The organism is Shewanella maritima (genome assembly GCF_043643735.1).
Classification (GTDB): Bacteria; Pseudomonadota; Gammaproteobacteria; order Enterobacterales; family Shewanellaceae; genus Shewanella; species Shewanella maritima_A.
Map to the genome: position 1 here is coordinate 56,724 of NZ_JBHZSM010000011.1, position 14,450 is coordinate 71,173.

A 14,450-nucleotide genomic window follows, 5' to 3' on the forward strand; every position below is an offset into this window, starting at 1 on the left:
TATATATGAGCATTATTTACGTGTTAATTCCAATTGCTATGGTATTTGTACTAATTGCCGTTGCCATTTTTTTCTGGGCTGTAAAAAGTGAACAGTTCGATGATTTAGAACGTCAGAGTGTATCAATTTTATTTGATGAGCCTGAAACTCAAGATAAAGAAACTAATAAACAAGAACCTACTGCATCACAGAGTAAAATAGATTAATGGAAATCAGTGTTACAGGTGCGTTTATTGTAGGTTTAATGGGTGCAGCACATTGCTTTGGCATGTGTGGTGGCTTGATAGGTGCTTTTTCAGCCAATATCCCCAATTTACCAGGAAACCGCTTAGCTAATCAGTTACGTTTTTTACTGTCTTACAATTTAGGTAGGATTGTCAGCTATACCGTAGCTGGGGCATTAATTGGTGGTGGTGCAGCAGCATTAAATCATTTATTTGTGCTAGACAATTACCTGCTTTATTTGCGGTTCTTTGCGGGCATAATGATGATCTTCACCGGTTTATATATTGCCAATTTATGGATGATTATTGTTCACATTGAGAAGCTTGGTAATAAACTATGGCAAGTATTAAAACCAGTCGCCAATAAACTCGCACCAATAAAAACATCAACCCAAGCGATTGTTGCAGGAATGATATGGGGTTGGCTACCCTGTGGCTTAGTTTATAGCATGTTAACTTGGTCAGTTGCCTCAGGTAGTGCATTAAACGGAGGTGCTATCATGTTGGCTTTTGGCATGGGAACACTACCAGCTTTACTCAGTGCCGGATTAGCCGCTAAGAAGCTGAGCGAGTTTGTTCATAAACGTACTGTAAGAATTATTAGCGGGTTATTGATCATCGCATTTGGTTTACAGACTATCTATGTAGCGATTGGTCAGGTTAACTAGCTGTAAATAGCGTTTTGGTTTACCATATAGATGTATAAATTGATTGAGACAAGTTATGCCAAAAGAGTTTAATAAACCACGCCGTGCTTCAACTGGCGGTTGTGCAATACATTGCCATGATTGCAGTATGGGTACATTGTGTATCCCCTTTACGTTAAATGACGCCGAATTAGATCAACTCGACGACATCATTGAGCGAAAAAAGCCTGTACAAAAAGGCGATCAAATTTTTAAATCTGGTGATAGTCTCAAAGCACTTTATGCAATCCGTTCAGGTACAATTAAAAGCTACACCATTACTGAACAAGGTGATGAGCAAATCACAGGCTTTCATTTAGCGGGTGATGTTATCGGCTTTGATGGAATCCACGCTCATCAGCACCAAAGCTTCGCACAGGCACTTGAAACCTCAATGGTTTGTGAAATCCCTTTTGAAACATTAGATGAATTATCTGGCAGTATGCCAAAGCTAAGACAACAGATTATGCGTTTAATGAGCAATGAGATTATGTCTGATCAAGAAATGATTTTATTACTTTCTAAAAAGAATGCAGAAGAACGTCTTGCCGCATTCATTAGTAATTTAGCCAATAGGTTTGGCAGTCGAGGGTTTTCTCCTAATGAATTCCGCTTGACTATGACCCGTGGTGACATTGGTAATTATTTAGGTTTAACCGTTGAAACCATCAGTCGTTTACTTGGACGCTTTCAAAAAGCGGGCATGATTGAGGTCAAAGGAAAGTATATTTCGATTGTCGATCAAAGCGCATTAAGTGTTCTTGCTGGTAACGCCAGAATTGCGACATAGATTCAATTTTTTGATCCATCTCAATGTTTATTTATTAGCCAAAGGTGATACTGTAGATAGTTGAAATTATTATAAATCTAATTCGACGGAGTCTATTATGAAGGCTTATAAAAAGATATTAGTTGTAATCAATCCTACTACAGATCACCAATCTGCCCTTGCTCGAGCCGTTGATTTAGCAGGTAAAAGTCAAGCTGAAATCACCGCATTCCTATCTATTTTTGACTTCTCTTATGAGATGACATCTATTCTTTCAAACCAAGAACGTGAATCAATGCGCCAAGGTGTGATTGATCAGCGAGTTGCTTGGTTAGATGAAATAATCAATGATTACAAAAAGACAGGGATTACAATAAACACCAAAGTTATTTGGCATAACCGTCCTTTCGAAAGCATTATTAATTATGCTATTGAGGGAGATTATGAGGTAATTGTAAAAGGTACTCATGAGCATGACAAATTAAAATCTGTGATATTTACCCCCACAGATTGGCATTTGATGCGCAAAGCGCCTATGCCTGTGCTTATGGTAAAAGAGCATGACTGGCCAGTTGAAGGCAAAATTTTATGTGCGATTAACGTCGCCTGTGAAGATGAAGAGCATCAAAATCTGAATGGTAAGATTATTGAGTACGCCACAGATTTGGCAACTAAGTTTGAAGCTCAAGTACATTTAGTTAACGGTTATCCTGGTACGCCTGTAAATTTAGCAATTGAACTACCAGATTTTGATGCAAACTCCTACAACGATACGATTAGAATGCAACATGAGCAACGTGTGCAATATATGGCACAATCTTATGAGATTCCATTTGAAAACTGCCATGTAGAAGAAGGTTTACCTGAAGATGTTATTCCAGAACTTGCAGCAAAACTTGATGCAGAGTTAGTCATCTTAGGGACCGTAGGTAGAACAGGTTTCAGTGCTGCATTAATTGGCAATACTGCTGAACATGTTATTGACAGTATTAATTGTGATTTATTGGCAGTTAAGCCTGACGGCTATAAGTCGCCTTTAGAAGAGTAAACACTTTACCCTTCCCTTGTTTACTGGAATAATACGCGCCCTTAATCTTAGTTACTGGGCGCATTTTTATGTCTGAAGCAGCAAACGAGCAAGTAAAAAAACGAACAACCCGCATGAACAAACTTCAAAAACGCTTACGCCGTGAAGTCGGTTCAGCTATTGCTGACTACAACATGATTGAAGAAGGCGACTTGATTATGTGCTGCCTTTCTGGCGGGAAAGATAGCTATGCAATGCTTGATATCCTTATTAACTTGCAAAAGCGTGCGCCCGTTAAATTTGATTTGGTCGCTGTCAACCTTGATCAAAAACAACCTGGCTTCCCTGAAGAAATCCTGCCTAAATATCTCGATACTTTGGACGTGCCCTACCATATTCTAGAAAAAGATACCTACTCCATTGTTAAAGATAAAATACCAGAAGGTAAAACTACCTGCTCACTTTGTTCAAGGTTAAGACGTGGATCACTCTATGGTTTCGCACAGCGAATTGGTGCAACTAAAATTGCTTTAGGCCACCACCGTGATGACATAATAGAAACCATGTTCCTAAATATGTTCTATGGAGGAAAATTAAAAGCCATGCCTCCAAAGTTATTATCAGATGACGGAGCGAACATGGTGATAAGGCCTTTAGCCTATAGTCGCGAGAAAGATATTGCTGAATATGCCAAGTTAAAAGCTTTTCCAATCATTCCTTGTAATTTGTGTGGTTCACAAGAGAACCTTAAGCGCCAAGCAGTGAAAGACATGCTTAAACAATGGGACAAACAACACCCTGGTCGTATAGAAACTATTTTCACAGCGATGCAGAATACGGCCCCCTCACAAGGTGTTGACCGTGAACAATTTGATTTTATCAATCTAGAAAGAAATGCTGACGCGCCACTAAAAGGTGATGTAGCCGAGGCTGATTTACCTGCTTTTGATTTTTTTGATGTGCAAAATAGCGGGCATATTAAATTAGATAACACTCAATCGATAGATATTGTCACAACATTTAAGCCATAAAATACAAGTTAGTGTATAAAAAAGCGCTTAACTAGACTTTACTAGTTAAGCGCTTTTTGTATGAAACTATAAATCAATCTTGTTTAAGGTACGGACTGATAACGAGTGGTTCAGTACTGAAAGAGATATCATGGCTGTTAACTAAAGTTTGCCGACTGATCTGTAGCATGCCATTATCAGCTATTTTGCTTTGACCATCAATTTCGACATAAGCTTCGTCATTTGCAACAAATGCAATGGTTAACCCTTCAAGTGGATCGCGGAAATATTTCATTGGAAATCCATGAAGCTTATCAAACATCGCATCCATCTCATCAATCACAGTCAATAACTGTTTCGCATCATATTGTTGTTTAGGTTGTTTAACGCGGATCTGCATTGCAATCCCACAACTCTTACCATCACCATCGACTTCAATATTGATTAAACCACGGTTATTTTTAAGCTCTTCGTCAAAAGGAATGAATACACGTTGATATTCATTATATGTCAATGGAAACTGACGTTTTTCAGTAGCAATATAACCTGATTGAATCGTGCAACCGTTAACTTGTGGCACACTAAATACTAATTCGGTTTGTGGGAAGTTTCCTTTGTGTACCCGCTTCATTCGCTCATGGAAGCCTTTGTACTCTAACGAAAATGTTGCAGCATGAGTTGACGTCACGACTGAAAACACACAAATAAGACTCATGATGATCTTATACATCTTTAGTATTTTCCTTTAATAATTTTCTATTGTGCCTAAGCATTTGCAATAACTCTTCAATATAGGCTTCTTTTCGTTCTGAATAATTTATCAGACCGTAAACTAACTCTTCTGCTCTGGCATCTAGCTGTTGGGCACGCTTATCTGCACGGATTGCACGCAGCATTGTATAAGCTGAATTAGTGTTAAGGTTGTTCATGTAGGCAATAACAGAATCATTAGCAGTATCGAATTTGGCCACTTCATGGCTTAGCCCTTCTCTCCTAGATAACGGCACCAAGCCGCACCCTTTGGAAAAGCACCATTGACCGAAATAATTATTACCTTCTTGAGAAAATCTTGAACTGCCCCAGCCACTTTCATTTGCAGCTTGTACCAACACTAACTCAGCAGGAATGGTATCAACTCTTATCAGTAGGTCATCTAGTTGTTGGATTGTAACAGGTTGCGATAATTTGAATTTATATCTTGTTGTTATTTTAGCCAATTGATAGGACTCTGCATCGGTAAGTTCACTACCTTGTTCAATATGACTAATCATGGACTTGAGCAAATTTCGTTCAGCAGTGATCAAGGCATTTTCTTTCTTTATCATTGGACGAAAATAATTAAAAAACTGGCGTTTCTTTTCCGTCACATCACTTATGGATATAAAATCTGGACTGGTATCTACCTGCTCTAATTCATTCTCAACAATAGGTTGCCGTTGACTATCATCAACTGAAATAAATGGGATAAACCATGCTCGGAATGCCAATAGGATTAGAATCAAGATTGCCAAAGCAACAGTGATTTTTCCGATTCTACCTGTAGATAACATATCTCAAAAAAATAATGAATGGGATGCCAGTATAAACCATGTCACTGTTTTTTATTAGTAATAATGATGATGACTTGTAGGTAAAAAATAGGCAGCCATTTGGCTGCCTGTTCTCATTTATCTAGAATAGAGATATATACATTACAATACTTGAGCAATTGCCTTACACACAACAGGTAAATTATCTGATGTGAGTCCTGCAACACTAATACGCCCAGAGCCGACAATATAAACTCCGTGTTCTGTTTTTAACTGTTCTACTTGCGCTTTTGTTAGGCCTGAAAAGCTAAACATGCCTTTTTGCTCAGCAATAAAGCTGAAATCCTGACTAACACCTTCTTGCTTAAGCATTGCTACAAATCGGTGGCGCATTTCGCTAATACGTTCACGCATCTGTGTTAATTCTTGTTGCCATTCTTCACGTAATTGCTTATCTGACAAAATAGTGCTGACAATTAAACCACCATGTGCTGGTGGATTTGAATAACTAGAACGAATCGTTTTCTTCACTTGGCTAAAGCTTGTATCAGCAACATGCTGATTCTCTGCGACAATTGTCACAGCACCAATACGCTCGTTGTATAAGCCAAAGTTTTTAGAGAATGAGTTTGCAATGATGAGTTCAGATACTTTACTTGCCACAATACGCAGCCCCTGCGCATCCTCTTCAGTTCCTTCACCAAAACCTTGATAAGCGAAATCAAAAAGTGGTACCAATTGCTTAACAACACACAGCTCAGCAAACTCCTGCCATTGTTCAGTACTTAAATCGATTCCCGTCGGGTTATGACAACAGCCATGCATCAATACAATATCACCGGCTTTTGCTGCCGATAAGCTTGATTTCATCGCATCAAAGTCAATGTTATGTGTTTGCGGCACATAATAATCATAAGTTTCAATAGACAGACCGGCTGCTGTAAAAATATTTTGATGATTTGCCCATGTTGGATTACTCACCCAAATGGTGTTGCTGTTTGTGCTATTTACCAAAAACTCTGCAGCCATGCGTAATGATCCAGTGCCACCTGGTGCCTGTGCGGTTTTGGCACGCTTTTGCATGATAATATCGCTGCCTTCACCGAATAATAATGTTTGGACTGCATCGTTATAAGCATTGACACCTTCAATGCCGAGATAGCTCTTGGTTTTTTCAATCTCAAGTAATTTAGCTTCAGCTTTCTTAACTGAATTTAGTACCGGTGTTTGTCCAGAATCATCTTTATAAATACCGACGCCTAAATTAACTTTATTTGGGCGTGGATCAGCTTTGAATGCTTCGGTTAAACCTAAAATGGGATCGGCTGCGGCTTGCGTGATATCAGAAAAGATCATGCTATGTTGTCCTAAATTACAATGAGTCAAAGAATTTAAATTCCTTATACCACTGTATTAGTGCAGTTAATAGTGACAAATACACAAGTTGTAATCAAACTAGCATTGTTTGAACAATATTCATTTTTCTCAATATAAAATGATCGATTTATGAGTTTTTAATGGTTTATTTGAGTTATCACAAAAAACCAAAACTGCTTAATTTCCCCTAGTTCTCGCCATACCATAAATTTTCAGTGAGCTTATTTACAGGCAATAAAAAAGCACCTCGAAAGGTGCTTTAATCAGTAATGGAAGAAATTACACAGGCATAGACAAAGTTGTCAGACCTAGCATTTTCTGCATCACACCTACTACCTGGCAGCTATAACCAAATTCGTTGTCATACCATACGTATAAGATTGCGCGCTTACCGTCAGCAATAGTTGCTTGCGAATCAACAACACCTGCATAACGAGAACCAATTAAGTCACTTGAAACAATTTCAGTAGACTCGGTGAAGTCAATTTGATTTTGAAGATCTGACTGAAGTGCCATGTCTTTCAAATATTCATTGAGCTCATCTTTGTTGGTTTCACCGTTTAGGTTAACACTGATGATCGCCATAGACACATTCGGAGTAGGAACGCGAATCGCATTACCTGTCAATTTACCTGCAAGTTCAGGGTACGCTTTTGCAACAGCTTTAGCCGCGCCCGTTTCAGTGATCACCATGTTTAAAGGTGCACTGCGACCACGACGGTCTGCTTTATGGTAGTTATCAATCAGATTTTGGTCGTTGGTATAAGAGTGAATCGTTTCAACGTGACCATTTTCAATACCATACTTATCATTTACGGCTTTTAATACCGGCGTAATGGCATTGGTTGTACAGCTAGCTGCAGAAACAATTAAATCTTCAGCTAAGATGTCATTTTCATTGACACCATATACGATGTTCTTGATTTCGCCTTTAGCTGGTGCAGTCAGTAATACTTTGCTTGCACCTTTACTCTTAAGGTGTAAACCAAGACCCGCTTCATCTTTCCAAATACCCGTGTTATCAACCACTAATGCATCATTAATACCGTATTTAGTGTAATCAACTTCATCTGGAGAGTTAGCATAGATCACTTGAATGAAAGTACCGTTAGCGATGATAGCGTTGTTCTCTTCGTCAACTTCTACAGAACCATTGAAGGGACCATGCACTGAGTCACGACGAAGTAAGCTAGCACGCTTCTCTAAATCACCTTTTTTACCACCACGTAATACGATAGCGCGTAAACAAAGCTTATTGCTCTTGCCTGTTCTTTCAATCATTAAACGAGCAAGAAGACGGCCAATACGGCCAAATCCGTATAACACGACATCACGGGCTTTATCATCATCGCCAAAGTTCATAGCATCTGATAATTCACGCGTCATGTACGCTTCAATTTCACTGTCGTCTGAATGATCTTTCCAGTAATTGACAGCTAATTTTCCGATATCAACTTTACATTGCTTAACAGCAAGCTTGCTTAATGCATTTACAAATGGAAAGCTTTCACGTAAACGAAGCTTATCTCCCACATGACGACGAACTAAACGGTGTGCTTTAATAATATCAATAGTAGAAGCGTTTAATAATGGTTTACCATATACTTCAACTTCAACACCTTGATTTCGATAGAGCTTACCAAGCAAAGGTTGCATTGCTTCTGCCATTTCGAATCGTTCTTGCCAGCTTTGTAAGTGTTTATCTGCGCTCATGTAGGGATCCTTTATCTCGCTTTTCTTTATTTTTGTAGAAAAGATTGAGTAACAAAAAGAAAAGACCAATAATCATTATATAAATAGGGCTATGCCCTGCTAGGTCGGCGACATTGTAATGAAAAGTGACACATTTCGCCAGTAACAAATTTCCTGTAAATGTGTAATTTTATTAGACAATTTACAGTTTTGGAGCACGATTTGAACCAGAATCTAGTAATAATTACATCAATCTTATTTTTAACGTTATTTTTGGGGCTTTTTGGCTGTGAAAATGACCGTAATACAGACCTTATTTGTAAAAATAATCCTGAACTTTGTGCCGATCTGCATAAAGATAGTTGGTGTAGATATGAAAAAGCTGATCTAATTCGTCATCGTTTTGCACTAAAACGGACAGAGTCGCCAACAGGTGAGCAACTTTATCAACTTCTTGAATACTTGGAAACGTACTCAGCCTGTATTGAACTTGCTGCAGGTGTGAAACATATTCTCCACCCAGAACGTTCTGATGACCGACAACGTGCTTATGCAATCAGCACTCAAACACTACAACAATTAAGAGAAACAACTAAAGACAATCCCGATGTGTACTTAGCTTATTACCGTTGGAAGCGGTTTAACGACAATCCTTCACAACAAATTGTAATTGAACATTTTAGGCAAGGCTTAATAGATGAACCTGAGATGCTCGAATCGATAGGACAGCATTTTGTTAGAGAGGAACCTCAAACTGCACAAAAAGTTTTTGTCAGCTTACTTAAGCAAACCGAGTACCAAAGTATTAATCCAGATTGGCTTTTGGCTTTAGCCACTATTTATAGACAACAACAAGATTTTGAGATGAGTTATATGCTTACCAGAGCCAACCTATTAATCAGTAGCAATACTGCCAATGAGCAAAAAATGCAGAGCATGGTATTTGGTGATAAAAATACAATTGCAAAATTGGATCAACAAGCTGAATTGCTTGTTTCTGTGCTGAATGATGGCAGCTTTAGTCAAAGTCAGTTTGCTGTATCGCTCATGCCGAAGTAGTCACATTTTCAGTTAAATAAATTTTGGTAAATTCATGCCACCTTGTCTAATAAACCATCTATCATTTACAGATATTTGTACGCGAGCACAGTTTTGTAAAAAAAGTACGAAATAATAGGTCTATTTGATGGTTAAATGTGCTTTTTAGCTTGACGAAAATGTTAATTTTGGTAATTTTACTACTAGGCGTTTTACGAGCCACCAAATTATTTTCAATTGAGGGATATGAGATGACTATCCGTGTTGCAATTAACGGTTACGGCCGTATCGGTAGAAATGTTTTACGAGCACTTTATGAAAGTGAAAAGGATTACCCAATCGAAATCGTTGCACTAAACGATCTAGGTGATGCATCAATCAACGCGCATTTAACTAAGTATGATTCTGTACATGGTCGCTTCAATGCTAAAGTTGAAAATGATGATGAAGCCATTTACGTCAATGGCGACAAAATCCTTACCTTCCAGGAGCGTGATCCATCTAAGCTTCCTTGGGCAGAGCTCAACGTCGATGTTGTGTATGAATGTACTGGTATCTTCACTTCAAAAGAAAGTGTACAACCTCACCTTGATGCTGGGGCTAAGAAAGTCATTATTTCTGCACCAGGCAAAAATGTCGACGCAACGGTTGTATACGGTGTCAATGGTGAAGTTCTGACTTCAGATATGACAGTTATTTCTAACGCATCTTGTACAACTAACTGCCTAGCACCATTTGCTAAGCCGTTAAATGATGCTATTGGTATTGAATCAGGTTTAATGACAACCATTCACGCTTACACAAATGACCAACGTCTATCTGATGTTTACCACACAGATTTACGTCGTGCTCGTGCAGCAGCAATGTCTATGATCCCAACTAAAACAGGTGCTGCGGCGGCTGTAGGATTAGTTGTGCCTGAGCTTCAAGGTAAGTTTGATGGTATGGCTGTTCGTGTACCGACAGTCAACGTATCTTTGGTTGATTTAACCTTCTCAGCAGCTCGTGATACTACCGTTGAAGAAGTTAACGAGATTATCAAAAAAGCGGCAGCCATTGCGCCTTTAAGTGAAGTGCTTGCCGTGAATGAAGAACCACTTGTGTCTATCGACTTTAACCATAACGCTTTCTCATCTAACTTCGATGCGACTCAAACTCGTGTTAATGGTCGATTAGTGAAAGTTATGGCTTGGTATGATAACGAATGGGGTTTCAGTAACCGCATGTTAGATAATACTGTTGCACTGATGAATGCTAAATAACATATAATTTAGTCAACATTTATAGCAATAAAAAACCTCGCAATAGCGAGGTTTTTTGTATCTGATTCTGATAACGAAAATCGATGTCTAAAACTTACTTCTCAGTAAATGAAACACTTAATACTAGGCGTTGCCCTTCACTTTCATATTCAACGTTTTAGCAAAGTCTAACATGCGTGTTAATGGCTTAAGTGCTTTTACACGTAATTCGTCATCTACAAACACTTCATGATCGGTCTTGTCTGTATTAGAAAGCGAAGTATATATCGATTTTAAACCGTTCATGGCCATCCAAGGACAGTGTGCACAACTTCTACAGGTTGCGCCATTACCACCTGTTGGCGCTTCAATCAGGTTTTTACCAGGCGCAGCTTGTTGCATTTTATAGAAGATGCCCTTATCAGTGGCGACAATAAACGTATCATTGTCCATCTCTTGCGCAGCTTTGATTAATTGACTCGTTGAACCAACTGCATCAGCAATTGCAACCACACTGGCAGGAGATTCTGGGTGAACCAGTACTGCAGCATTTGGATACTGAGCTTTTAGTTCTTTGAGGGCTTTAGATTTAAATTCATCATGCACAATACAATCACCTTGCCACATTAGCATCTCTGCGCCTGTTTGCTTGGCAATATAAGAACCTAGGTGTCTGTCTGGTCCCCAGATGATCTTTTTATCTTCACTATCTAAATGTTCAACTATTTCAAGTGCAATACTAGAAGTCACAACCCAGTCTGCACGTGCTTTAACTGCTGCCGATGTATTAGCATATACCACAACTGTATGATCAGGATGAGCATCACAGAACTGATTAAACTTTTCAATTGGACAACCTAAATCCAACGAACAGGTGGCTTCAAGGGTTGGCATAAAAACCGTTTTCTCAGGGCTCAATATCTTTGCCGTTTCACCCATAAACTTCACACCAGCGACGATCATTTTTTCAGCCGGATGGTCGCGGCCAAAACGTGCCATTTCTAGAGAATCAGAAACACAGCCACCCGTTTCTTCAGCAAGTGCTTGGATCTCAGGATCGGTATAATAATGGGCAACAAGTACCGCATTTTGCTCTTTCAATAACTGCTTAATACGTGCTTTGTAATAAGATTTTTCATCGTCAGACAACACGGCAGGTTTCGCAGGGAAAGGATAGTCAATTTTTTCAAGTTGAGGTGCCGACAGACTCATAATACTTCCTGATACTAATTAGATTGTGAGAATTATACGGAATGCTTACATAAAACAAAAGGACGCAAATTGCGTCCTTTTAAATTATTTACAACACATGCTTAACGCATGGCCATCAACATCTCTTGTGGATGCTCTAAGTAGTGTTTCCAAAGGTTACAGAAACGTGCAATGGTACCACCATCAATCACTCGATGATCGCCCGACCAGCTAACTTGCATGATCTTACGCGCTTCGACTTCACCTTTATCATTAAAGCGTGGCAAGGTCTGTAATTTACCAAGTGCAACGATTGCCACTTCAGGTTTATTGATAATTGGTGTAGCTACTGTGCCACCTAATGCACCAATATTAGAGATTGAAATTGAACCCTCTTTCAAATCTGCTGGTGCTACACGTCCACTACGAGCGTCATTGGTCAGACGAGTAATGTCCGCTGCCACTTCCAAAATAGATTTACTTTGAACGTCTTTCACATTCGGCACCAGTAAACCCACCTTTGAATCCACAGCCATTCCAATGTTATGACTTGCCCTATAAGTTAATTCAGTGCAATCAGCATTAACCTGACTGTTCAGAATTGGGTACTCATTGATGGCTAGAGACATAGCTTTCATGAAGAAAGGCATCATGGTCAACTTCACTTCATCAGATGAATATTTCTGTTTCATCGACTGACGTAAAGCTACCAAATCGGTTAAATCAAACTCTTCACAATAAGTGAAATGAGGAATGGTAGAAACTGACTCAACCATCATTCTCGCCATCACCGCTTTAACACCTTTAATAGGCTCTACACGATCACTTGCAGAAGCAACGGCAACCTGCTGAGTTGATGATGGTGCAGATGCAGGCGTCATATCAGCAACCACTGGTGCAGATTGACCTTGTTGATGACGCTCAATGTCTTCTTTATAAACACGGCCATTTTTACCAGAACCTTGAACATCAGCAATATTAATATCTAATGATCTCGCCATGCGTCTTACTGCTGGGCTTGCTAACGCTTTACCTTGAGCAACAGGTTCACTCGAGGTATTCACTGGAGCGGCCTCTTGTGTGTCAACAACTGGCGCTGACTGAGCCACTGCTGAACCTGCAACTTCAATGGCAAATAATGGTGAGTGTACTTTGGCTAACTGACCTTTACGGTAGTAATGTTTTACCATTTTACCGGCTTTAATAGCGGGTATTTGCACTAATGCTTTATCAGTCATGACATCAGCAATCGGCTGATCTTCTTCAACCATTTCACCTTCAGCAACCAGCCACTCAACAAGCTCACACTCAACAATACCTTCACCAATGTCAGGTAATAAGAAGTCTTCAACACTAGTTGCAGAAACAACTTCTGTTGTTGTCTCTGGTGCTGTATTAACTTGCTCTGTTATGGCAGCGGGTGCTTCAGCAGATGATTCACCTGCAATTTCCACTGCATAGAGTGGTTGGTGAACAATGGCGATATCACCTTTTCCATAATATAACTTGGTGATCACACCAGCGTGCGGCGCAGGAATTTGTACTAAAGCTTTGTCAGTCATTACATCAGCAATAGGTTGATCTTCTTCTACACGATCGCCCTCTTTCACTAACCAATCAACTAACTCACACTCAACAACACCTTCACCGATGTCTGGCAAAATAAAATCTTTAATCATCACCAACTCCTAGAATGTGACCGATGCTTTGATCGCTTCAAAAGTTTTCAGCTCATCTGGCATATATTCTTTTTCATGGATCAATGGGTATGGTGTATCTAAGCCACAAACACGGCTAATTGGTGATTCAAGATGTAGGAAACATTCTTGTTGAATCGTGGCTGCGATTTCACCAGCAAAGCCACCTGTTAGTGGTGCCTCATGGTTAATCAGTAATCGACCTGTCTTTTTAACAGAAGCTGCAACAGTCTCCACATCCCAAGGCGCGAGTGAGCGTAAGTCGATAATCTCACATGAAATACCTTCTTTCTCAGCCTTCTTACAAGCATTCTCAACGATTTCCATCTGAGCGCCCCAAGCCAGTACGGTAATATCGGTACCGGTTTTAACCACTTCAGCTTTACCTAACTCAATTTCATAATCGCCTTCAGGAACTTCACCCACAGAGGCACGATATAAACGCTTAGGCTCAAAGAAGATAACAGGGTTAGGATCACGAATAGCAGCGAGTAATAAGCCTTTTGCTTGCTCAGGGTTTCTTGGTACAACCACTTTTAAACCCGGCGTTTGTGTGAAATAAGCTTCTGGAGACTGTGAATGATAATGACCACCTGCAATACCACCACCATAAGGTGTGCGATATGTCAGACCGCCAACATCAAATTCATTACCACTACGATATCTAAACTTGGCTGATTCATTCACAATTTGGTCAAAGGCTGGGAAAATATAATCAGCAAACTGAATTTCAGCAACCGCAGTCATACCATTAGAGGCAAGACCATTGGCAAAACCAGCAATACCCTGCTCAGTTAATGGCGTATTAAAACAGCGATCTTTACCAAACTTCTCTTGTAGACCTGATGTTGCACGGAAAACACCGCCAAAATGACCAACATCTTCACCAAAAACCACCATACGCTGGTTTTTTTCCATCTCAATGGATAACGCCTCATTAATGGCGTGTAACATGTTCATTTGAGCCAC

14 protein-coding genes are annotated in these 14,450 nt (G+C 39.6%); 7 read left to right on the top strand and 7 right to left on the bottom strand.

Annotated features, from left to right (window positions below; genetic code table 11):
- Positions 1-5: 5 nt before the first annotated feature.
- The 5 genes from ccoS (at position 6) to ttcA (ending at position 3,737) form a co-directional block, all read left to right on the top strand.
- The gene (ccoS, locus tag ACHUGF_RS12630) at positions 6-206 is read left to right on the top strand and encodes a cbb3-type cytochrome oxidase assembly protein CcoS (RefSeq protein ID WP_394131693.1); all 201 of its coding nucleotides are present in this window, start codon (positions 6-8) and stop codon (positions 204-206) included.
- Complete coding sequence (locus tag ACHUGF_RS12635) at positions 206-892, top strand: sulfite exporter TauE/SafE family protein (RefSeq protein WP_394131695.1); 687 nt, start codon at positions 206-208, stop codon at positions 890-892. Before ccoS ends, ACHUGF_RS12635 begins: the two co-directional genes overlap by 1 nt.
- Positions 893-947: 55 nt before the next feature.
- Positions 948-1,700, top strand: coding sequence for an electron transport transcriptional regulator EtrA (gene etrA / locus ACHUGF_RS12640; RefSeq protein WP_394131696.1), 753 nt, complete (start codon positions 948-950; stop codon positions 1,698-1,700).
- 97 nt (positions 1,701-1,797) lie between these two features.
- Positions 1,798-2,727 (top strand): universal stress protein UspE, encoded by a 930-nt coding sequence (uspE, locus tag ACHUGF_RS12645; protein WP_394131697.1) that lies wholly within the window; start codon positions 1,798-1,800, stop codon positions 2,725-2,727.
- Positions 2,728-2,795: 68 nt separating this feature from the next.
- On the top strand, positions 2,796-3,737 hold the full coding sequence (gene ttcA, locus ACHUGF_RS12650; RefSeq protein WP_394131698.1) for a tRNA 2-thiocytidine(32) synthetase TtcA: 942 nt from the start codon (positions 2,796-2,798) through the stop codon (positions 3,735-3,737).
- Between the two features lie 73 nt (positions 3,738-3,810).
- On the opposite strand, the gene ACHUGF_RS12655 is transcribed toward ttcA, so the two are convergent.
- The 4 genes from ACHUGF_RS12655 to ACHUGF_RS12670 all read right to left on the bottom strand — a co-directional run bounded on the left by ACHUGF_RS12655 (position 3,811) and on the right by ACHUGF_RS12670 (position 8,335).
- On the bottom strand, positions 3,811-4,446 hold the full coding sequence (locus tag ACHUGF_RS12655; protein WP_394131700.1) for a DUF2987 domain-containing protein: 636 nt from the start codon (positions 4,444-4,446) through the stop codon (positions 3,811-3,813).
- Positions 4,439-5,266, bottom strand: a complete 828-nt coding sequence (locus ACHUGF_RS12660; RefSeq protein WP_394131702.1) for a glucosaminidase domain-containing protein — start codon at positions 5,264-5,266, stop codon at positions 4,439-4,441. Before ACHUGF_RS12660 ends, ACHUGF_RS12655 begins: the two co-directional genes overlap by 8 nt.
- 141 nt (positions 5,267-5,407) lie before the next feature.
- On the bottom strand, positions 5,408-6,601 hold the full coding sequence (locus tag ACHUGF_RS12665) for an amino acid aminotransferase (RefSeq protein WP_394131704.1): 1,194 nt from the start codon (positions 6,599-6,601) through the stop codon (positions 5,408-5,410).
- Between the two features lie 300 nt (positions 6,602-6,901).
- Positions 6,902-8,335, bottom strand: coding sequence for a glyceraldehyde-3-phosphate dehydrogenase (locus ACHUGF_RS12670; protein WP_394131706.1), 1,434 nt, complete (start codon positions 8,333-8,335; stop codon positions 6,902-6,904).
- 201 nt (positions 8,336-8,536) lie between these two features.
- Here ACHUGF_RS12670 and ACHUGF_RS12675 point away from each other — a divergent pair, with 201 nt between their 5' ends.
- Positions 8,537-9,373, top strand: a complete 837-nt coding sequence (locus ACHUGF_RS12675) for a DUF2989 domain-containing protein (protein WP_394131707.1) — start codon at positions 8,537-8,539, stop codon at positions 9,371-9,373.
- 230 nt (positions 9,374-9,603) lie between these two features.
- Positions 9,604-10,614: a type I glyceraldehyde-3-phosphate dehydrogenase gene (gap, locus tag ACHUGF_RS12680; RefSeq protein WP_394131709.1), complete on the top strand. Its 1,011-nt coding sequence runs from the start codon at positions 9,604-9,606 to the stop codon at positions 10,612-10,614.
- Positions 10,615-10,737: 123 nt separating this feature from the next.
- On the opposite strand, the gene nadA is transcribed toward gap, so the two are convergent.
- From nadA to ACHUGF_RS12695, 3 genes are all read right to left on the bottom strand, one after another.
- Positions 10,738-11,805: a quinolinate synthase NadA gene (gene nadA / locus ACHUGF_RS12685; protein WP_394131711.1), complete on the bottom strand. Its 1,068-nt coding sequence runs from the start codon at positions 11,803-11,805 to the stop codon at positions 10,738-10,740.
- Positions 11,806-11,906: 101 nt separating this feature from the next.
- Positions 11,907-13,463, bottom strand: coding sequence for a dihydrolipoyllysine-residue acetyltransferase (locus ACHUGF_RS12690; protein WP_394131713.1), 1,557 nt, complete (start codon positions 13,461-13,463; stop codon positions 11,907-11,909).
- 9 nt (positions 13,464-13,472) lie between these two features.
- On the bottom strand, positions 13,473-14,450 hold the full coding sequence (locus ACHUGF_RS12695) for an alpha-ketoacid dehydrogenase subunit beta (RefSeq protein WP_394131714.1): 978 nt from the start codon (positions 14,448-14,450) through the stop codon (positions 13,473-13,475).

What these genes read in the sequence shown, in the direction of transcription:
- ACHUGF_RS12690 (WP_394131713.1), bottom strand. Translation starts at nt 13,463, where the DNA reads ATGATTAAAGATTTTATTTTGCCAGACATCGGTGAAGGTGTTGTTGAG.
- ccoS (WP_394131693.1), top strand. Translation starts at nt 6, where the DNA reads ATGAGCATTATTTACGTGTTAATTCCAATTGCTATGGTATTTGTACTA.
- ACHUGF_RS12665 (WP_394131704.1), bottom strand. Translation starts at nt 6,601, where the DNA reads ATGATCTTTTCTGATATCACGCAAGCCGCAGCCGATCCCATTTTAGGT.
- ttcA (WP_394131698.1), top strand. Translation starts at nt 2,796, where the DNA reads ATGTCTGAAGCAGCAAACGAGCAAGTAAAAAAACGAACAACCCGCATG.
- nadA (WP_394131711.1), bottom strand. Translation starts at nt 11,805, where the DNA reads ATGAGTCTGTCGGCACCTCAACTTGAAAAAATTGACTATCCTTTCCCT.
- uspE (WP_394131697.1), top strand. Translation starts at nt 1,798, where the DNA reads ATGAAGGCTTATAAAAAGATATTAGTTGTAATCAATCCTACTACAGAT.
- ACHUGF_RS12660 (WP_394131702.1), bottom strand. Translation starts at nt 5,266, where the DNA reads ATGTTATCTACAGGTAGAATCGGAAAAATCACTGTTGCTTTGGCAATC.
- gap (WP_394131709.1), top strand. Translation starts at nt 9,604, where the DNA reads ATGACTATCCGTGTTGCAATTAACGGTTACGGCCGTATCGGTAGAAAT.
- ACHUGF_RS12655 (WP_394131700.1), bottom strand. Translation starts at nt 4,446, where the DNA reads ATGTATAAGATCATCATGAGTCTTATTTGTGTGTTTTCAGTCGTGACG.
- etrA (WP_394131696.1), top strand. Translation starts at nt 948, where the DNA reads ATGCCAAAAGAGTTTAATAAACCACGCCGTGCTTCAACTGGCGGTTGT.
- ACHUGF_RS12670 (WP_394131706.1), bottom strand. Translation starts at nt 8,335, where the DNA reads ATGAGCGCAGATAAACACTTACAAAGCTGGCAAGAACGATTCGAAATG.
- ACHUGF_RS12635 (WP_394131695.1), top strand. Translation starts at nt 206, where the DNA reads ATGGAAATCAGTGTTACAGGTGCGTTTATTGTAGGTTTAATGGGTGCA.